We start from the raw sequence: 18,906 nt of genomic DNA, 5'->3' as shown, positions 1-18,906 counted from the left end.
GCTAGAGTTCTGCCACCGCCTTCTCCATTTAAATATGCTGTAACAACTTTTAGCTTAAATTTAAAACTATATTTTGACATGAAAAAACCGACCTCCTTAAAATTAGATTTTTAGGTCTAACTTTAAGGGGTCGGTTCATTTGTAGGGTTTTCCATTTGTAATCGAAAATTAACGTTTCGAGAACTGGGATGCTTTACGAGCTTTTTTGAGACCGTATTTTTTACGTTCTTTCATACGTGGGTCACGAGTCAAGAAGCCGGCTTTTTTAAGAGACTGACGAAGTTCTTCGTCAACGCCGAGCAACGCACGGGAAATACCGTGACGGATTGCGCCTGCTTGACCGGATGGACCGCCGCCTTCAACGCTGGCGATAACATCATATTGTTCAACCGTACCGGTAAGGTTAAGCGGTTGTTTTACGATCAATTCCAAAGTCTTACGACCGAAGTATTCGTTTAATTCACGTTTGTTAATCGTGATTTTACCTGTGCCCGGTACCAGACGAACTCTGGCAACGGAAGATTTTCTACGGCCTGTACCGTAGTACTGAGCTACTGCCATGTGTATGTTCCTCCTCCCGGAAATTACCGAATATCAAATTCCAAAACTTCAGGTTTCTGAGCTGCATGTGGATGTTCAGGACCTGCATAAACGTTCAATTTACGATAAATTTGAGCGCCTAATTTGTTCTTAGGAAGCATCCCGCGAACTGCCATTTCCACAACGCGTTCAGGGTGTTTTGCCAACATGTTACCAAGAGTAACGAATGTGGAACCGCCCGGATAACCGGAATGACGGAAATACGTTTTCTGTTCTAATTTTTTACCTGTGAAACGAACTTTCTCAGCGTTGATTACGATAACGTGGTCACCGGTGTCAACATGTGGTGTGAAAGTTGGTTTATTTTTGCCCCGAAGAACTTTAGCTACTTCGGCAGCAAGGCGTCCTAAAGTTTTACCTTCAGCGTCAACAACATACCATTTCCGTTCGATAGTGTTCGGATTGGCCATATATGTGGTTTTCATGCTGCTAATTCCTCCTCATAACGACTAACTTTACCAAAAAGCATCCTGCTCTCTTTCCGGGGCTAATGGAATAAGATTCAAATGCTTACCGAAATATTATACATGGTTAGTACCAGTGATGTCAACCACATTTTAATATTTCTAGATATAATAATTTTTGCCCTACTTAGAATACTCTCGATAGAGAGAGTTCCCCGTTCAGGCAAAAGCTTATATAAATTTTTTATTCCTCTTCAATGATTCAAGAGGCGTTTCTCGTACAAAATCAAAATATTCTTACTTTTAAGCCTTTTCACCGATGATGCGCACTTCCGTCTCCAGATTAACGCCGTGTGCTTCCGCAACCCGGGCCTGGACACTGTGAATTAAATTCAGCACATCCTCAGCCGATGCCTGTCCTTTATTAATAACAAAACCGGCGTGTTTTTGGGACACTTCCGCATCACCTACAGCGAGGCCCTTAAGACCGGTCTGCTCAATCAAGGTCCCTGCAAAATATCCCGGTGGCCGTTTAAACGTGGATCCGGCACTGGCATATTCCAATGGCTGTTTACTTTCACGGCGCTGCGTCAAATCTTCCATGAGCGCCAAGATTTCATCCTTATCGCCTTCTTTTAAGCGAATATCCACTTCGCCGATGATTTCATGGCTTTCGTGGAAACGGCTGTGACGATAGGCAAATGCCAATTCGTCCGCATTATATTCCGACACATGACCGGCCATGTCGACGGCGCGAACCTTAGTTACCACTTGGCACATTTCGCCGCCATAGGCGCCGGCATTCATGAATACAGCCCCGCCTAAAGTACCCGGAATGCCGATGGCAAATTCCATACCCGTAAGACCGGCTGCATAGGCAAATTCCGACGCATCTTTTAACATATAACCCGCACTGACAGTCATTACACCATCAATGGCAGCCATAGTTTCACGCATATCGCTGAGCGACAAGACGACGCCGCGAATACCGCCGTCGAGAACCAAAACATTGGAGCCACTCCCCAAAACGGTAAGCGGTACGTCCGCTTTATGAATCGCCGCCAACACCTGACTCAGTTGACCCATGGTTTGAGGCGTCACAAAAATATCGGCCGGTCCGCCGATTTTAAACGTCGTGTGCGCCGCTAACGGCTCATGACAGCGGAGTGAACCGGACGATACAATTTGCTGTAAATCAGTATAAAGAGCTTGTAAATTACTGTTTAGCTTTTTCAAGAATTTTCATTCCTTCTGTAATAGGTTCACTGATAATACGATAAATGTCATTGGAAACTTGAGTCCAGCGTACATGAGCTTGTAAATATGCTTGAGCACCGGAGTTAGCCTGAATCATAGGCATTAATTCTTCCAATTTTTTACCGATTTCTTCCGCTTCAGGTGCTTCTGCCATTTTAGCGTACTCCCATTGCATCTGTTGCATCAAGAATTGTTCAATTAAACCTTTAGCAGTGCTGTCGCCTTCAACAGCTTCCTGAGCCGTCATCAACGCTTTATATTCTTCACTCTCACGCATTGCTTTCTGTAATTCATAAGCCTTATCATAATTCATTGTTTAAATTCCACCTTTCATTGTTAAATGACCAAAGTTTTTTAAATCCGGAAAATTCAACTGACGCATTGCTTCATACGCAATAATCGCCACCGAATTGGATAAATTAAGTGAACGGGCTTCCGCAATCATGGGGATGCGAATCGTATGGTCGTAATTCGCTGCCAACAAATCTTCCGGTAACCCTTTCGTTTCCTTGCCGAACACGAGCATGTCACCAATCTGATACTCTACTTCGGCATATGTATGTTTAGCTTTCGTCGTTGCATAGAAATAACGACGGTCGGGATATTTATCGTATACTTCCTGTAAATTTTCATGAACCTGTACATCCACGAGATCCCAGTAATCGAGGCCGGCTCGTTTCAAGTATTTGTCTTCCAGCTTAAAACCCAACGGTTTTACCAAATGTAAGGTCATGTGATTGGCCGCGCAAAGGCGGGCAATATTTCCTGTATTACCGGGAATTTCCGGTTCTACCAATACAATTTCCATAATACACTCTTTTCTGTCATTTAATCTATTTGGTCTAACATCTTATTTTACCTAATTATGGAGTATGGTTCAAGTCTTTATTGAGGCTAGGGTGCTTTATGTTTGAAAACACCACTTAGTATATTTCATTCTAAAATTTACTTAGCCGGCCGATTATTATTGACGAAATGACCGCTCTTGCCACCCGCTTTTTCCACTAAATAAACCGGCCCCATAACCATACTCTTGTCGATGGCTTTGCACATATCGTATACCGTAAGGAGCCCCACTTGTACAGCGGTTAACGCTTCCATTTCGACCCCGGTTTGACCTGATGTCTTAACAGTCGCTTCAATACGCACGGCCCGGCGCTTTTCATCAAGCTCACAAATAACAGCCACCTTGCTGAGCATCAAAGGGTGACACAAAGGGATTAAATCGGATGTTTTCTTGGCGCCCATAATCGCCGCCAGTTGAGCCACCGCCAAAACATCGCCTTTTTTCATAGTCCCCGCCTTAATGCGTTCATAAATCTCCGCATTAACCGATATATAGCCTTCAGCCACAGCCGTCCGCGAAATAACGACCTTCTCACTGACGTCTACCATGCGGGCGTTACCGGCTTCGTCAAAATGTGTTAATTCCATAGTTTATCCCCTACTCATTCAATCTATGGCAATGATGGAGTATACCTCACACACCGCCATTAAATCGTAAATATTATACAGCACTAACGTTTCTGCTGATTAACGTTGTTTGAAATATGTTAAATTTATGTAATTCAATCTATTTCTATGGTATCATTAATTATAACAGTAGTCTAATATTTAAATCACAAGGAGGCGTCTTTTATGGAAGTCAAATTAACGTATTACGGTCATTCTACCTTTATGTTATCTAACGGCAAAACATCTATCGTATTTGATCCGTTCTTCAACGGCAATACTTGGGAAAAAGCCAAACCGGAAGATATTAAATGCCAATATATTTTTATCAGCCATGGTCACGGCGACCATTACGGCGATGCGGACCTTATCGGCAAAGCCAATGATGCCCTCGTAATATCTACCGCCGAAGTGGCTCACAAAGCCGAAGAGGCCGGCCTTAGAGCTCACGCCATGCATTTGGGCGGCAAACACGACTTTGAATTCGGTTCCATCCGCCTTACCCCTGCCTTCCACGGTGCCGGTATTCCGGGCGGTCATGCAGCAGGCGTTATCGTTACTTTCTACGGTAAAACACTCTACTTTGCCGGCGATACTGCTTTCTTCAGCGACATGCAGTACTTAAATCGCTTTGGTCAATTGGATTACGCATTATTACCAATTGGTGATAATTTTACCATGGGACCGGAAGATGCACTACTCGCAGCGTCCCTCATCAAAGCAGACGTAACCATTCCGATTCACTACAAAACCTGGCCGGTTATCGACGAAGATCCGGATGCCTTTGTAGCGGAACTAAAAGCTAAGCACAATCAAAAAGGCCTCGTAGTTGAACCCGGTTCGACGATTACACTGTAAAACAGCCCGACATAAATCAGTCGCTAATTAAACATCATGGCAGCACCTATTATTTCATCGTAATAGGTACTGCCATTTTTATTTTACAATCACTTTTTTCAATATAATTTCACCACGTCCCAAAAAGTCGATTTTTATATCAAACATATCTATAAATCAAAAATATCAATCTACAGACCATGGACTATAGTCTCTCAAAAGCCAAAAAGGAGCTGATCTCAACGTAGAACATTGAGACCGAACTCCTTTTTAGTACTTCGTCTATCTTAATGCATACATACCATTACTCACAACTAAAAATCAATTCGATTACCTTATGGGGCACCTTATTTCTCGACTTTATCGACTACCGGGTCGTATTTTTCAAAAAAAGCGGCCAACTGCTTGCGCAGTTGTTGACGCTGTGACGGCTTCAAGGCGTATCGTTTGCCATTAAAAACTACTTCCTTGTTTTTAATAACAGCCCATAAGTCGTAAACCGGAGGTGCACTAGGCTTAACCTCAGCCAATTCATCTAAGGATACACCATAATATACAGCTAATTGCTTCAACGTTTCTAAATCAGGCTCGCGATAACCGGTTTCATAGTTGGAAAGGGCTGCATTGCTAATCCCTACACTATGTGCTACTTCCAACTGGATTTTGCCGGTCCTCATCCGAACTCGTTTAAGATTTTTGTATAACGCCATACTATCACGCCCGCTTCATTGGCCTATCATATACTACTCAAAATAGACAAATTCTGTTATTATTATACACCTATTTTTCAATAGGCGTAAATAAGTTAATTTGAAACTTCACAAATTGATGAATTTTATCTCAAATGAGCAAATGCTTTTTGACCAATGTCTTTGCGATACTGACGCCCTTCAAAGCCTACTTTGGCTACTCTTTCGTACGCTACATCCAGAGCCGCCTGCAAATCGGCACCAAGACCGACAATACCGAGTACACGACCACCGGCAGTCACAAAATGTCCATCTTTATAAGCGGTTCCCGAATGGAATATTAAGGTATTATCAGCAAAGCTCAAGTCGCCATCAATTACATCATCTTTATGGGATGTTTCCGGATAACCGGCAGAGGCCAAAATAACGCAAGCTGCGCTACCTTTTTTCCATGCCACCATATCTTCGGTTAAAGTCCCTTTAGCACAAGCCATCATAATCTCGCCTAAATCGCCGTCCAATAAAGGCAAAACAACCTGTGTTTCCGGATCGCCGAAACGGGCATTAAATTCTACTACTTTAGGGCCTTGCGGGGTAATCATAAGGCCTGCATATAAGCAACCTACATAGGGCATGCCTTCTTGTTTCATCGCTGCCACCATAGGTACCAACACCTTATCGTACGCTTCTTTAAGCAATGCGTCCGTCATTACCGGAGCCGGTGCATAAGTCCCCATGCCACCCGTATTCGGGCCTTGGTCACCGTCAAAAATACGTTTATGATCTTGCGAAGCAATCATCGGCACGACCGTGGTGCCATCTACAAAAGCCAATAAAGACGCTTCTTCGCCGCTCATAAATTCTTCAATAACTACCGTATGACCGGCATCGCCGAAGCGATTAGCGGAAAGCATGTCCACTACGGCAGCTTTCGCTTCCTCTACGGTCATAGCTACAACAACACCTTTACCGGCAGCGAGGCCGTCCGCTTTAATAACGATAGGTGCACCGGTTTCATCGATGAAGGCTTCCGCTTTCGCTACATCATCAAAGACACCGTAAGCTGCTGTAGGAATGTTGTATTTTTTCATAAGGTCTTTGGCAAATACCTTGGACCCTTCCAATTGAGCCGCTGCTTTTGAAGGGCCGAATACGGCAATGCCCGCTTCACGAACCGCATCGGCGAGGCCTGCTACGAGCGGTGCTTCCGGTCCGATTGCCACCAAGTCGATATTTTCTTTTGTCAAAAACTCAGTTACGGCACCAAAATCCTGCCAATCAATAGCCACGCACTCTGCCACATCTTCCATGGCTTTGCTGCCCGGAATGGCATATACTTTTTCAACCGAATCACTTTGAGCCAATTTCCACGCTAAGGTATGCTCACGACCGCCGCCACCAATTACACAAACTTTCATAAAGCCTCCTCATTAATGTTTAAAATGACGAACATGAGTGAATACCATGGCAATGCCCGCTTCATCGGCTTTAGCAATGGATTCTTCATCACGAATCGATCCGCCCGGTTGGATAATAGCCGTAATGCCGTGTTCTGCTGCCGTCGCTACGGTATCGCCGAATGGGAAGAATGCATCCGATGCGAGGACTGCACCCTTCGCTTTATCACCTGCTTCTTCGAGGGCAATTTTAGCGGCGCCCACACGATTCATCTGACCGGCGCCAACGCCTAAGGTCTGCTTATCTTTAGCAATTAAAATAGCATTGGATTTTACATGTTTTACCATCTTCCAGGCAAAGCGAAGTTCTTCCCATTGCTCCTCGGTCGGTTGAACTTTCGTTACTACGGTGTAAGATGCTTCATCTTCTTTCAAATCATCTTCCGTCTGTACCAATAAACCGCCGGATACTTTTTTCACTACTACTTGGTCGGCTTTCGGCTGAGCCAATTCAACGAGACGAATATTTTTCTTCGCCGTCAAAATGCTGAGGGCTTTCGCCGAGAATTTAGGCGCCATAATAACTTCCAAGAAGAGTTTACTCATTTCCGTAGCCGTTGCTTCATCCACTTCGCGATTTAAGGCTACGATGCCGCCGAAAGCCGATACGGAATCAGCTTCGTACGCTTTGACGTAAGCTTCGTGCAAATCCTTACCGATGGCAGCGCCGCAAGGATTAGTGTGTTTAATGATACAAGCAGCCGGTTCTTCAAATTCCCAAACCATATTCCAAGCCGCTTCCATATCTACGATATTATTGTAGGATAACTCTTTGCCGTGAAGCTGTTTCATGGCCCCCATACCGGATGCTTCGCCGATTTCTTTATAAAAAGCCGCTTTTTGATGAGGATTTTCACCATAGCGAAGGTCGGTAACTTTTTCATAAGCCTGTAAATATTCAGGCGGGAACGGCGTCTGACCGAGCTGTTCGCTGAAATAGTTGGCAATGGCCGTATCGTAAGCCGCTGTATGCGCAAACGCTTCTTTGGCCAAGGCAAAGCGGAAATCACGACCCAAGTCGCCGTCAGCTTTTAAACGGGCAATAACTTCGTCATAACGTTCCGGATTTACTACGATGCCTACGAAGGCATTATTTTTAGCAGCGGAACGAACCATGGTAGGGCCGCCGATATCAATGTTTTCAATAGCTTCTTCAAGAGCCACATTCGGCTTGGCAATGGTTTCACGGAACGGGTATAAGTTAACAACTACCAAATCAATCGGTTGAATACCATGTTCTTCCATAGCTTTTACATGTTCTTCATTGTCGCGTACCGCCAAAATACCGCCATGCACCATAGGATGCAACGTTTTCACACGGCTATCCATCATTTCAGGGAATTTAGTCAATTCATCCACTTGATGCACCGTAACGCCGGCATCAGCGATAGCGCGGAAAGTACCGCCTGTGGAATAAATGGTGACACCTAATTCCGCCAAGGATTTGGCAAAATCTACAATGCCGGTTTTATCGGATACACTGATGAGTGCATTTTTAATCATACAAGACCTCCTACAACTGACCTAAGCCAACAAAATTGCCCCAAATGGGCACAAAAGGACCGCCCAAGGGCTAGTCCTCAATGTGTACAATATGATTCTTAATCGATAATTTGTCCTCACAGAAGAGGGCCAGTGCTTTTTTATACGTTTTATGTTCTTCCGGTAAAATGCGGGCCGCCAAGGTATCTTCCGTATCATCCGCATAGACAGGCACCACGGCTTGCATAATAATGGGACCGGAATCCATTCCCGTATCTACAAAATGAACGGTACAGCCGCTCACTTTCACCCCTGCAGCTACGGCCTGTCCCTGTGCATGAAGGCCCGGGAACGACGGCAATAAAGCCGGGTGAATGTTTAAAATTTTGTACTCGTACGGTCTAATGAACGTTGGTCCTAATAGACGCATGTAACCTGCCAACACGATGGCTTCCGGCTCATATGGTGCAATAGCGTCGAGCATGGCTTTTTCAAAAGACTCTTTGGAGTCAAAGCCCTTGCGTTCTACTACGACGGTTGGTACACCCCATTCTTTGGCACGCGCCAACACCGGCGCATCGGCGTGGTCGCTAAGTACGACCACAACCTCTGCGTTGATTTCACCTTGCTTAATCGCTTCATATAAAGCGGCAGCATTGGATCCGCGACCACTGGCAAATATGGCAATTCGCTTAGCCAATGAATTCACGACCTTCCATAATTACACGTTCCGAACCGGCTTCTTCAATGCGACCGATTTCATAAACAGCTTCGTTTTGTTTAGCAAGCTGTGCTTTTACAGCCGCTAAATTTTCAGGGTCAACGACTAAAATCATACCGATACCCATGTTAAAAGTACGATACATTTCTTTAATATCTACATTGCCCCATTCCTGCAATTTAGCAAATACAGGGAGTTTAGGCCATGCATCGGCATTTACACGAGCCGTTGTGCCTTCCGGCAAGATGCGCGGAATATTATCATAGAAACCGCCGCCCGTTACATGAACCATGCCTTTTAAGAGGCCTTTACGAATAGATGGCAATACGGCTTTCGGGTATAAACGAGTCGGCGTCAAAAGTTCTTCGCCCAAGGTTTTACCGAATTCAGGAATTTCATCCTGCAAGGACATATTTTTATGATCAAATACAATCTTACGAACTAAGGAGAAACCGTTGGAATGTACACCGCTGGAAGGTAAGCCTAAGAGTACGTCACCGGCTTTAATGTTTTCACCAGTCAAAAGACGCGGTTTATCCACGATGCCCACGGCAAAACCGGCCACATCATAGTCACCGTCGCCATAGAAACCGGCCATTTCAGCCGTTTCACCGCCGAGCAAAGCACAACCGGATTCTTCACAAGCTTCCGCCACGCCGCGCACAATAGTCGCCACTTGTTCAGGAATTAATTTGCCCACCGCAATGTAATCCAAGAAAAAGAGCGGTGTCGCCCCTTGTACCAAAATATCATTGACACTCATGGCTACACAGTCCTGGCCGATGGTGTCATGTTTGTCCATCATGATGGCAAGGCGTAATTTAGTCCCTACGCCGTCGGTGCCGGATACGAGCATAGGCTCCTTCATATCAAAACCGGCCAACGAGAATAAACCGCCAAAACCGCCGATATCACCGACAACGCCCGGTGTATACGTACGTCTTACCGCCGCTTTCATAAGTTCGACCGCTTTATTGCCGGCATCAATATCAACACCGGCATCGCGGTAGGTAATTCCGCCTTTATTCGAGCACATATTTGCCTCCCTCATCTTCGTCCATAGGAACACTTACTGCATAATCACCGTCGAAGCAGGCAAAGCACAGTTCCGCTTCCGGAACACCGCTGACTGCACGGCACAAGCCTTCACTGCTTAAATAGTGGAGTTTATCCGCTTTAATATAATCTCTGATTTCTTCAATCGTATGTGTCGCTGCAATCAACTCTTTACGGACCGACGTATCGATACCGTAATGGCAAGGATATTCAATAGCCGGCGAGCTGACGCACATGTATACTTCTTTGGCGCCCGCTTCTTTGAGCATGCGCACAATGATGCCACTGGTAGTACCGCGTACAATGGAGTCGTCAATGAGAACGATACGTTTACCCTTAACCACATCGGCTACCGCATTGAGTTTCATGCGCACCGCCAATTCACGTTGTGCCTGGTCAGGTTTAATAAAGGTTCGACCCATATAACGGTTTTTGATAAGACCTTCGCCGAACGGAATCCCCGATTCACGAGCATAGCCTAAAGCGGCCGTCGTACCGGAGTCCGGAATGGACATAACAAGATCCGCATCATATTTTGTTTCACGAGCAAGTTCACGGCCCATGTTAAGGCGGGCCTGATACACACTCTGGCCGTCAATTTCACTGTCGGAACGAGCAAAATAAATATATTCAAACACACAAAGTGCTTTATTAATTTCTTTTTCCGATTCTACAAACAAGCGACTGCGCACACCGTTATCATCGATGATAACCATTTCGCCCGGCTCGATATGACGGATAAATTCCGCTTTAATCGCATCCAAGGCACAGGTTTCGGACGAAAGCACATAGCCGTGTTCGGTTTTACCGAGACAAAGCGGGCGGAACCCGTTGGCATCACGGACGCCGATTAATTTGTCGTTCGTGCTGATAACGAGGGAAAAGGCCCCTTCAATGCGACGCACCGCTTCAATAATACGGTCTTCCGTATTGGCTGCTTTAGAGCGGGCAATCAAGTTTACGATAACTTCCGAATCCATCGTAGTCTGGAAAATAGATCCGTTATCTTCCAACTCACGGCGAAGAGCCAACGCATTGGTAAGGTTGCCGTTATGCGCTACGGCCATGTCACCGCCCTGATAATGAATCACCAAAGGCTGAATATTTTTAGGATTATTAGAGCCTGTCGTAGAATAACGAACGTGACCGGAAGAAATGAAGCCCCCTTCTACATCCGGTAACGTTTTAATCGCTTCCGTCAACAAGCCCATGCCCTTGGTTACTTCAATATCTTTGCTATTACTGATGGCGATACCGGCACTTTCCTGGCCGCGATGTTGGAGTGCAAATAAGCCCCAGTAGGTAAAATTACCTATATTCAAATGACGGTCGTAAATACCGAATACGCCACACTCTTCATGCCACTTGTCAAATACAGAGTCGTAATGCATTGCTCTCTCCTATTAAGCGCGTTCGCCGGTAAGGCGGAATAACATTTCTTTGTAAGCATCTTCTACATTGCCGAGGTCGCGACGGAAACGGTCTTTGTCGAGTTTTTCGTTAGTTTCGCTATCCCAGAAACGGCAAGTATCAGGGGAAATTTCGTCGCCTAACAATACTTCACCGTTATGAACGCCGAATTCCAATTTAAAATCAACCAAGGTTACTTTTTTGTCAGCTAAGAATTTTTTAAGAACTTCGTTAACTTTCATAGCATATTTACGGATTAAAGCAATCTGTTCTTCCGTAGCCCAATCCAAAGCAAGAATTTGGTCTTCATTAACGAATGGATCGCCTAAATCATCGTTTTTGTAGCAGAATTCCAAGATAGGGCGTTTGCAAGGCGTACCTTCTTCGATGCCGAGGCGTTTGGACAAAGAGCCGGCTACGATGTTACGAACAATAACTTCCAATGGTAAAATCTGTAATTTTTTAACTAATTGGTCACGATCGTTAAGACGTTTAACGAAATGGTTAGGAACGCCTTCTTTAGTCAACAATTCAAAGAAGAAAGCGGAAATTTTGTTATTCAAAACACCTTTGTCATGAATAGTGCCTTTTTTCTCACCGTTAAAAGCGGTAGCATCATCTTTGTAATGTACTAAATATTCGTTAGCGTTTTCAGTTTCAAATACTTGTTTAGCTTTACCTTCATATAACATTTTCATAATGTGGCCTCCTGTGGTATCAGACTTCTTGTAAAAAATTCCTGCAATGTAAATCGTATACAATCAACGGTTAAACTACGGTTAACCATATACAGTAAAAATCAAGTGTATTATTTATTTAATTCCGCTTGTAGTTTTTCGTTTTTGGCAATAACAGCTTTTGCCATGTCGTCACGATATGTCTTGTATTGTTCTTTCAATTTAGCGTTTTGTGCGGCACCGATTTGAACGGCAAATAAAGCCGCATTTTTAGCGCCGTCTACGGCCATAGTGGCTACCGGCATGCCCGATGGCATCTGAACGATAGCCAATAAAGCATCAATGCCTTTTAATGCAGTCGCATTAAGCGGTACGCCGATTACCGGCAATACGGTGAAACTGGCGATTACACCCGGTAAGTGAGCGGCAGCGCCGGCGCCTGCGATAAACGCGATAGCCCCTTCTGCTTCCAAACGTGTTACAAATTTCTTAACTTCTTCCGGCGTACGATGAGCGGATGCAATAACCATTTCATAGTCAATGCCGAATTCCTTTAATACGTCGGCGGCTTTTTTCATAACTCCCAAATCAGAGTCACTCCCCATTACGATGCCAACTTTCATGTGTATACCTCCTAGCTGTAGAATAAAAACTACCCTGCGGTCAGAATTAGACTTTCTATCTAAATTCTAACAAAAGCCCTCTTATTAGTCAACACAATATCCGAATATATAAAGATTATTTTTTCTTAACGTTCGATACTATCCGAACATTAATATCGATATTTTTATAAAAAAAGATGTTCCCTTATTTGCATAAGAGAACACCTTGATTATTAATGTTCATGGGCATGTTGCGCAAAAGGATCTGGTAATTGTTCGATTCCCATGGCTTCTTTCAAAGCCGGCACAGCCTTAGGCATATATTGAACGATTTGATTCATTAACACATATAAGAGCTCAGGCTCAAACGCCGTATTGGAACTGATATAAATGCAGTCTAAATACACACTGTTGTCATCTTGTTCAACATAATATTTGAAGTTTTTGTAGATGCTGTTTTCACGATTAATAAAATCGGTAATAGCCTGATAATTCTCGGAAGTCACCACATTGGCGCCTACCACAACGCGAATAACGCTGTAAATCGTCGCATCAAGCAACACAAAGATAGGCATATCGCCCATATCAGTTTGCATATAGGAACGATATACAACCGTATCTTCTTCATCTTCAATGTTACGTTTGTCGAAGCAGGTAATATCTTCTGAAATCAAAAACTTTTCAAAAACTGCACTTTTCTCATTCTTAGCGTTTGCCACAATGCACCTCTTAGTTTACTTTTTCGGCAGGATCGGTTTCGGTTCCCAAAACTTTACCTAAAATAGTAGGATAGAATTCTTCCAAATGCGGTTCCAATACTTCAGCCAAAAGACGAACCAACAATTCAGGATTGAAGTTATTTTCAGCCGACGGAACACTGATATCCATATAAATCACATGGTCTTCGGCACCTAAATAATATTTGAAAATTTTGAACTGACCGTTTAATTCATTTAAGTATCTGCCAACCGCCTGACGACGATCTTCAGGTACCGCACCGGTAGTCACGATTAAGCGCATCAAATTGAACACCGTATCATCGAGCACCACAAACAACGGCAATTGTTGTGCGGCTACATCGAAATGACCGCGATATACTACAGAATTGGCATCATCTTGATGTTCTTCTTTAACAAACCAACCGGTTATGTTTTGTTCTGCCAAAAACTGATCAAATTTTTCCGCTTTACTGTTCATAACTTACACCCCTTAACTAATAAATATTATTCTTCAATAAATACGCAACGGTCGTTTTCAAACGCCTTAATGCGTACTAAAGACTGTACATCATAGCCTGCCCGCTCTAAGCGTTCACGGCCCGGTTGGAAGGATTTCTCAATAACAATAGCAATCCCTTCTACCGTATCCCCGGCGCTTTCCACTAACTTGCAAAGCCCCATAGCTGCTTCACCGCTTGCCAAAAAGTCGTCGATAATCAACACTTTTTCACCTTCCGGCAAGAAGCGCTTGGAGATAGTTACATCATAATTTTCCTCTTTAGTATAGGAATATACAACAGAATGATACACGTCATCTGTCATAAGAATCGATTTTTTCTTACGCGCAAATACCAATGGCACATCCATTTCAATCGCCACAGGCAAGGCTATGGCAATCCCGGAAGCTTCGATGGTCACAATACGTTGAATGCCCTTATCTTTGAAGCGCGCCGCAATTTCCTTACCCATAGCGACAAACAATTTTGGATCGATTTGATGATTCAAAAAGCTGTCAACTTTTAGGACGCGATTGTTCAGAACAATGCCTTCCTCCATAATGCGTTGTTTTAATAATTCCATGCGAAAGTCTCCTTAATTATTCTTCTTGATTATTCTACAATATCACTTCTTAAGCAGAAGGTCAATAAATTTGGCGGCTCCTTGGGATATCGGCAACAAACGAGAACGAACCAAAGCAATCTTGCGCGGCGGTACTACGATGTCCGTTTTAATTTCCACCACACGCCCTTCTTTGATTTTCTGTTTTACCAAAATATCCGGTACGAGCGATATGCCCATGTTAATTTCTACTAAATCCATCAGCACGTCGAGGCTGCCGAGCTCGAAGGATGGTTTTTTGAATGCTTTATTAGTTAGTTTGTCAAAAAACACACGGCTGGCGGCTCCCTGCGTCAACAGTAATAAGGGCTCCTGTAAGAGACGATTCACATCAACTGTGCCCATGCCTTTATAAAACGGGCCGCCTACGAAAATGTCCTGCATCGTTTGCAGCTCAATAACTTCCAGTTGCGGATTAGATTCCAAGCCTTCATACGTGTTGACAATAGCGAGCTGTACTTCACGGTTTTCCACCATAGTCACGCAATCAGGGGATGGACGGTTCGTAATCTGAAGCCCTGTCTCCTGTTCCTGTTCCTGCCATTTCTTAAAATACGGCAACAAGAAGTGACGACACAATGTATCGGTAGCAGCGAGTTTAACGCTTTCCTGTTCATGAGTCAACCGATCCTGTAATTGAGTCACGCCATTATCAAGAATGGAAAATGCTTTCGCCACTGTGTCAAACAATTCCTTACCTTCCGGCGTAAACGAAACCGATTTGGTCGTACGTTCGAACAGCACCATATTGAGTTCTTTTTCCAATTGTTTAATACTTTGGCTGATGGCCGATTGCGATACACCTATCTCTTTCGCTGCTTTTGAAAAAGACAGGTGTAAGCCCACCCCTAAAAAAGTACGATATAAATCAGTAGAAATACTCATTGTAATCTTCTCTCCTTTACAGCAACAACTATCACTCAAACCCCAACTTATTGTTCAAACTGCTTAGTCTCTTACAATTAATACCTTATTAATAAGTCTTAACTATTATTATAATATCATAACCACGTAACGTGTAATAGTAATTTCAAAACTATATGACAGTATTTTTAACATACTTGTTAATCGCTTATTTATTAATAAGTGAATATAATCACAAGAAAGAAATTATTAACTCCTCCTAATTAAATTTTTCTTTACTAAAAAGTCTAAACCGTATATACTAGAATTGTCAATATAGGTATATTATATCTATAATTAAACAACTGCACAATAGCCAGTACACCAATGACAATGTTAAGAGGAGGCTTATTATGTCAATTCATCGCATTTTCGTCCGCAAACGCGAAGGCTTTGCTCACGAAGCTACTTCCATGTATCAAACTATTCGTACGGAACTGAATATTCCTGTCAAAGCTGTCACTATTTACGAACGCTATGACATTGAAGGCGTATCTGACGAAGATTTAGCCAATGCCAAACAGCTTATTTTCTCTGAACCACCGGTAGATGAGCTTTTTGACACCCTCCCACAAACCGAAAATACACATATTATTGCCACCGAATACGTGCCGGGGCAATATGACCAACGAGCCGATTCGGCCGAACAGTGTCTTGCCATGTTAACCCTCAAATCGGGTGCCACCGTGCGCACGGCTCGCATGTTTGCCTTGGAAGGCGATCTCAGCGCCGATGATTTGGCACGTATAAAACATTATTATATTAATCCCGTCGATTCCCGCGAAGCATCGCTCGAACTTCCAACATCTTTAGCCCTCGATGTGCAGCCGCCAAAGCCGGTTGAAAGTCTTGAAAACTTTATCACCGCCGATGAAACGGCTTTAAAAGCACTTCGTCAAGATTTGGGGCTCGCCATGAGCGATGCCGACTTGGCGCTCATCCAAGATTACTTCGCCAATACGGAAAAACGCAATCCCACCATTACGGAAATTCGCGTACTCGACACCTATTGGTCCGACCATTGCCGTCACACCACGTTTATGACGGAACTTACAGATATTACCATCGATGACACCCCGGCAACAGCACCGATTCGCGCCGCTTTGGATGAATACATGGCGGGCCGCGGTGTTCTCTATACGAGCCGTAAAAAAGCTCGCACCTTGATGGATATGGCCACCTTAGCCGTTAAAGAGTTGCGTGCTCAAGGCGGTCTCAAAGAAATCGACGAGTCCGAAGAAATCAACGCCTGCACCATCGTTGTGCCCGTTGATGTGAACGGTAAAACCGAAGAATGGCTCTTATTATTCAAAAACGAAACGCACAATCATCCGACAGAAATCGAACCTTACGGCGGTGCCGCCACTTGTCTCGGCGGTTGTATCCGCGACCCGTTGAGCGGCCGTGCCTATGTATATCAGGCTATGCGCGTTACCGGTTCCGGTAATCCACTCACCCCGCTTGATGAAACCTTGGAAGGTAAATTACCGCAGGTACAGATTACGACCGGCGCCGCTCGCGGTTACAGCTCTTACGGTAACCAAATCGGTCTTGCTACCGGCGAAGTTCGTGAATACTATCATCCGGGCTATGTAGCGAAACGCATGGAAATCGGTGCCGTTATCGGCGCAGCTCCTCGCACTAACGTACGTCGCGAAGAGCCGGTACCCGGTGACATCGTTGTCCTGCTCGGCGGTCAAACCGGTCGTGACGGCTGCGGCGGTGCTACGGGCTCCTCCAAAGAACACGATTTATCCTCACTGGCTTCCTGCGGTGCGGAAGTACAAAAAGGTAATCCCCTTACGGAACGTAAAATCCAGCGTTTATTCCGTCGTCCGGAAGTTACCACGTTAATCAAACGTTGTAACGACTTCGGTGCCGGCGGTGTATCCGTAGCCATCGGCGAATTAACGGACGGTCTTTTAATCAACCTTGATACCGTGCCTAAGAAATATGAAGGTCTGGATGGTACGGAACTTGCCATTTCCGAATCGCAGGAACGTATGGCTTGCGTCATTGCCAAAAAAGACTGGGACGCTTTCCAAAAATATTGCGACGAAGAAAATCTCGAAGCTACCATCGTAGCGGATGTAACCGACAGTAACCGCCTCACCATGACTTGGCAGGGCGTGAACATCGTCGACATCTCCCGCGATTTCTTAAATACTAACGGTGCGGAGCAGCATCAAAAAGCCCATGTAGCTTCTCCGGTTGCCGGCTATTACAACACACCGGCCGTAACTGACCTTAAAGCGCATTGGCTCGACACCATGAAAGATTTAGCCGTAACTTCGCAGCAGGGTCTGGGCGAACGTTTCGACAGCACCATCGGTGCCGGTACCGTTCTCATGCCGTTTAGCGGTCTTTATCAGAAAACACCGGTTCAAGGTATGGCGGCTAAATTGCCGGTACTTCACGCGGAAACAACGACGGCCAGCCTCATGACTCACGGCTTCGATCCGTTCTTATCCGAATGGAGTCCGTTCCACGGTGCGCAACAGGCTATTCTGTTGGCCGTTGCCAAAATCGTAGCCCTCGGCGGTGACCGCTCTACAGCGTACTTAACCTTACAAGAATATTTCGAACGTTTAAATCAGGATGAAACAGCTTGGGGCAAACCGGTAGCCGCTTTACTCGGTGCCTATAAAGCCCAAAAAGAATTGGGCATCGGTGCCATCGGCGGTAAAGACTCCATGTCCGGGACTTTCATGGACCTCACCGTGCCACCTACCCTCGTAGCCTTTGCCGTTACAACGGCTCATGTAGATAATATTTTGTCACCACACTTCAAAGAAGCGGGGCACAAAGTATTTCATGTGGACTTCCCACGCAAAGAGGACGACACGCCTGACTTTGATGTATTTAAAGCTCAAGCCGACCGCATCACCAAAGAAGCGCGTGACGGCAAAGTGGCCGCTGCTTATGTAGTAGAAGCAGGCGGTATTGCTGCAGCCATCACTAAAATGGCCCTCGGCGATCGCATCGGCGTAGAACTTAGCGATGACGTAAAAGATATCTTATTCGCTCCGCACAGTGGCTCCTGGATTATTGAAACCGACGAAGCTACAGCTGCTGCCTGGGCTAAGGAAGCGTATGTAACAGTCCTCGGTACCCTCACCAAGGAACCTGCCATCAAAGTGGCCGGCACCGAACTTGCCTTAGCGGACCTTGAAGAAGCTTATGAAAGCACGTTGGCACCAATCTTCCCATTGACAGCTAAATCCGGTCAAGGTGAAGCCGTTGCTTATATTCACGATCAAAAAGCGAAACCGCGTCAGGCTCCGGCTATTGCCAAACCGCGTGTTGTTATTCCGGTGTTCCCGGGCACGAACTGCGAATACGATTCGGCCCTTGCCTTTGAACGGGCCGGTGGTGAAGCGGACATCGTCATTATCCGCAACCGCACCGTAGCGGAATTGGAAGAATCCATTCAGGAAATGAAACGCAAATTGGATGAAGCTCAAATCGTCTTCTTCCCGGGTGGTTTCAGTGCCGGTGACGAACCGGACGGTTCCGGTAAG

At 45.0% G+C, this 18,906-nt stretch carries 20 protein-coding genes; 2 read left to right on the top strand and 18 right to left on the bottom strand.

Annotated features, from left to right (window positions below):
* Positions 1-168: 168 nt before the first annotated feature.
* The 6 genes from rpsI to moaC form a co-directional block, all read right to left on the bottom strand.
* Positions 169-561 carry a 30S ribosomal protein S9 gene (rpsI, locus tag E7204_RS04155; protein WP_006555777.1) on the bottom strand — a complete coding sequence of 131 codons (393 nt, stop codon included), beginning with the start codon at positions 559-561 and terminating at the stop codon, positions 169-171.
* A gap of 23 nt (positions 562-584) precedes the next feature.
* Positions 585-1,025 carry a 50S ribosomal protein L13 gene (rplM, locus tag E7204_RS04150; RefSeq protein WP_127058331.1) on the bottom strand — a complete coding sequence of 147 codons (441 nt, stop codon included), beginning with the start codon at positions 1,023-1,025 and terminating at the stop codon, positions 585-587.
* Between the two features lie 282 nt (positions 1,026-1,307).
* Positions 1,308-2,240 carry a UDP-N-acetylmuramate dehydrogenase gene (murB, locus tag E7204_RS04145; protein WP_295181823.1) on the bottom strand — a complete coding sequence of 311 codons (933 nt, stop codon included), beginning with the start codon at positions 2,238-2,240 and terminating at the stop codon, positions 1,308-1,310.
* Positions 2,221-2,574 (bottom strand): YlbF family regulator, encoded by a 354-nt coding sequence (locus E7204_RS04140; RefSeq protein ID WP_127058333.1) that lies wholly within the window; start codon positions 2,572-2,574, stop codon positions 2,221-2,223. The genes murB and E7204_RS04140 overlap by 20 nt, the downstream gene beginning before the upstream one ends.
* Before the next feature lie 3 nt (positions 2,575-2,577).
* Complete coding sequence (gene trmL / locus E7204_RS04135) at positions 2,578-3,069, bottom strand: tRNA (uridine(34)/cytosine(34)/5-carboxymethylaminomethyluridine(34)-2'-O)-methyltransferase TrmL (RefSeq protein WP_127058334.1); 492 nt, start codon at positions 3,067-3,069, stop codon at positions 2,578-2,580.
* A 137-nt stretch (positions 3,070-3,206) separates the two neighbouring features.
* The gene (moaC, locus tag E7204_RS04130) at positions 3,207-3,695 is read right to left on the bottom strand and encodes a cyclic pyranopterin monophosphate synthase MoaC (RefSeq protein WP_295181818.1); all 489 of its coding nucleotides are present in this window, start codon (positions 3,693-3,695) and stop codon (positions 3,207-3,209) included.
* A 204-nt stretch (positions 3,696-3,899) separates the two neighbouring features.
* Here moaC and E7204_RS04125 point away from each other — a divergent pair, with 204 nt between their 5' ends.
* The gene (locus E7204_RS04125) at positions 3,900-4,571 is read left to right on the top strand and encodes a metal-dependent hydrolase (protein ID WP_295181815.1); all 672 of its coding nucleotides are present in this window, start codon (positions 3,900-3,902) and stop codon (positions 4,569-4,571) included.
* Between the two features lie 326 nt (positions 4,572-4,897).
* Here the strand turns inward: E7204_RS04125 and E7204_RS04120 are convergent, their stop codons facing one another.
* The 12 genes from E7204_RS04120 to E7204_RS04065 all read right to left on the bottom strand — a co-directional run bounded on the left by E7204_RS04120 (position 4,898) and on the right by E7204_RS04065 (position 15,367).
* Entirely contained in the window at positions 4,898-5,260 is a 363-nt protein-coding gene (locus E7204_RS04120) for a helix-turn-helix transcriptional regulator (protein WP_295181814.1), read from the bottom strand.
* A gap of 125 nt (positions 5,261-5,385) precedes the next feature.
* Positions 5,386-6,657 carry a phosphoribosylamine--glycine ligase gene (purD, locus tag E7204_RS04115; RefSeq protein WP_295181812.1) on the bottom strand — a complete coding sequence of 424 codons (1,272 nt, stop codon included), beginning with the start codon at positions 6,655-6,657 and terminating at the stop codon, positions 5,386-5,388.
* 12 nt (positions 6,658-6,669) lie between these two features.
* Entirely contained in the window at positions 6,670-8,199 is a 1,530-nt protein-coding gene (gene purH, locus E7204_RS04110; protein ID WP_295181809.1) for a bifunctional phosphoribosylaminoimidazolecarboxamide formyltransferase/IMP cyclohydrolase, read from the bottom strand.
* Positions 8,200-8,269: 70 nt separating this feature from the next.
* Positions 8,270-8,887, bottom strand: a complete 618-nt coding sequence (gene purN / locus E7204_RS04105; protein WP_295181807.1) for a phosphoribosylglycinamide formyltransferase — start codon at positions 8,885-8,887, stop codon at positions 8,270-8,272.
* Positions 8,871-9,935, bottom strand: coding sequence for a phosphoribosylformylglycinamidine cyclo-ligase (gene purM, locus E7204_RS04100; RefSeq protein ID WP_295181804.1), 1,065 nt, complete (start codon positions 9,933-9,935; stop codon positions 8,871-8,873). The genes purN and purM overlap by 17 nt, the downstream gene beginning before the upstream one ends.
* Positions 9,922-11,346 (bottom strand): amidophosphoribosyltransferase, encoded by a 1,425-nt coding sequence (purF, locus tag E7204_RS04095; protein ID WP_295181801.1) that lies wholly within the window; start codon positions 11,344-11,346, stop codon positions 9,922-9,924. The genes purM and purF overlap by 14 nt, the downstream gene beginning before the upstream one ends.
* A gap of 12 nt (positions 11,347-11,358) precedes the next feature.
* Complete coding sequence (gene purC / locus E7204_RS04090) at positions 11,359-12,063, bottom strand: phosphoribosylaminoimidazolesuccinocarboxamide synthase (protein WP_127058343.1); 705 nt, start codon at positions 12,061-12,063, stop codon at positions 11,359-11,361.
* Positions 12,064-12,173: 110 nt separating this feature from the next.
* A complete protein-coding gene (gene purE, locus E7204_RS04085; protein ID WP_127058344.1) occupies positions 12,174-12,665 on the bottom strand; it encodes a 5-(carboxyamino)imidazole ribonucleotide mutase in 492 nt (163 codons plus the stop codon).
* Between the two features lie 212 nt (positions 12,666-12,877).
* Positions 12,878-13,363, bottom strand: a complete 486-nt coding sequence (locus E7204_RS04080; protein ID WP_021841903.1) for a hypothetical protein — start codon at positions 13,361-13,363, stop codon at positions 12,878-12,880.
* 10 nt (positions 13,364-13,373) lie between these two features.
* Positions 13,374-13,841: a YbjN domain-containing protein gene (locus tag E7204_RS04075; RefSeq protein WP_127058346.1), complete on the bottom strand. Its 468-nt coding sequence runs from the start codon at positions 13,839-13,841 to the stop codon at positions 13,374-13,376.
* 26 nt (positions 13,842-13,867) lie between these two features.
* Positions 13,868-14,443 (bottom strand): xanthine phosphoribosyltransferase, encoded by a 576-nt coding sequence (locus tag E7204_RS04070; RefSeq protein WP_295181793.1) that lies wholly within the window; start codon positions 14,441-14,443, stop codon positions 13,868-13,870.
* A gap of 42 nt (positions 14,444-14,485) precedes the next feature.
* Positions 14,486-15,367, bottom strand: a complete 882-nt coding sequence (locus E7204_RS04065) for a LysR family transcriptional regulator (protein WP_127058348.1) — start codon at positions 15,365-15,367, stop codon at positions 14,486-14,488.
* Between the two features lie 371 nt (positions 15,368-15,738).
* Between E7204_RS04065 and E7204_RS04060 the strand changes: the two genes are divergently transcribed.
* A partial coding sequence (locus E7204_RS04060) for a phosphoribosylformylglycinamidine synthase (protein WP_295181787.1) occupies positions 15,739-18,906 on the top strand: 3,168 nt, incomplete at its 3' end.

Origin of the sequence: Veillonella sp., assembly GCF_015058545.1 — a bacterium.
In the GTDB taxonomy this organism is placed as follows: Bacteria; Bacillota; Negativicutes; order Veillonellales; family Veillonellaceae; genus Veillonella_A.
Note: the sequence above shows the minus strand (reverse complement) of the source record. Positions and strands in the feature narration are given on the sequence as shown.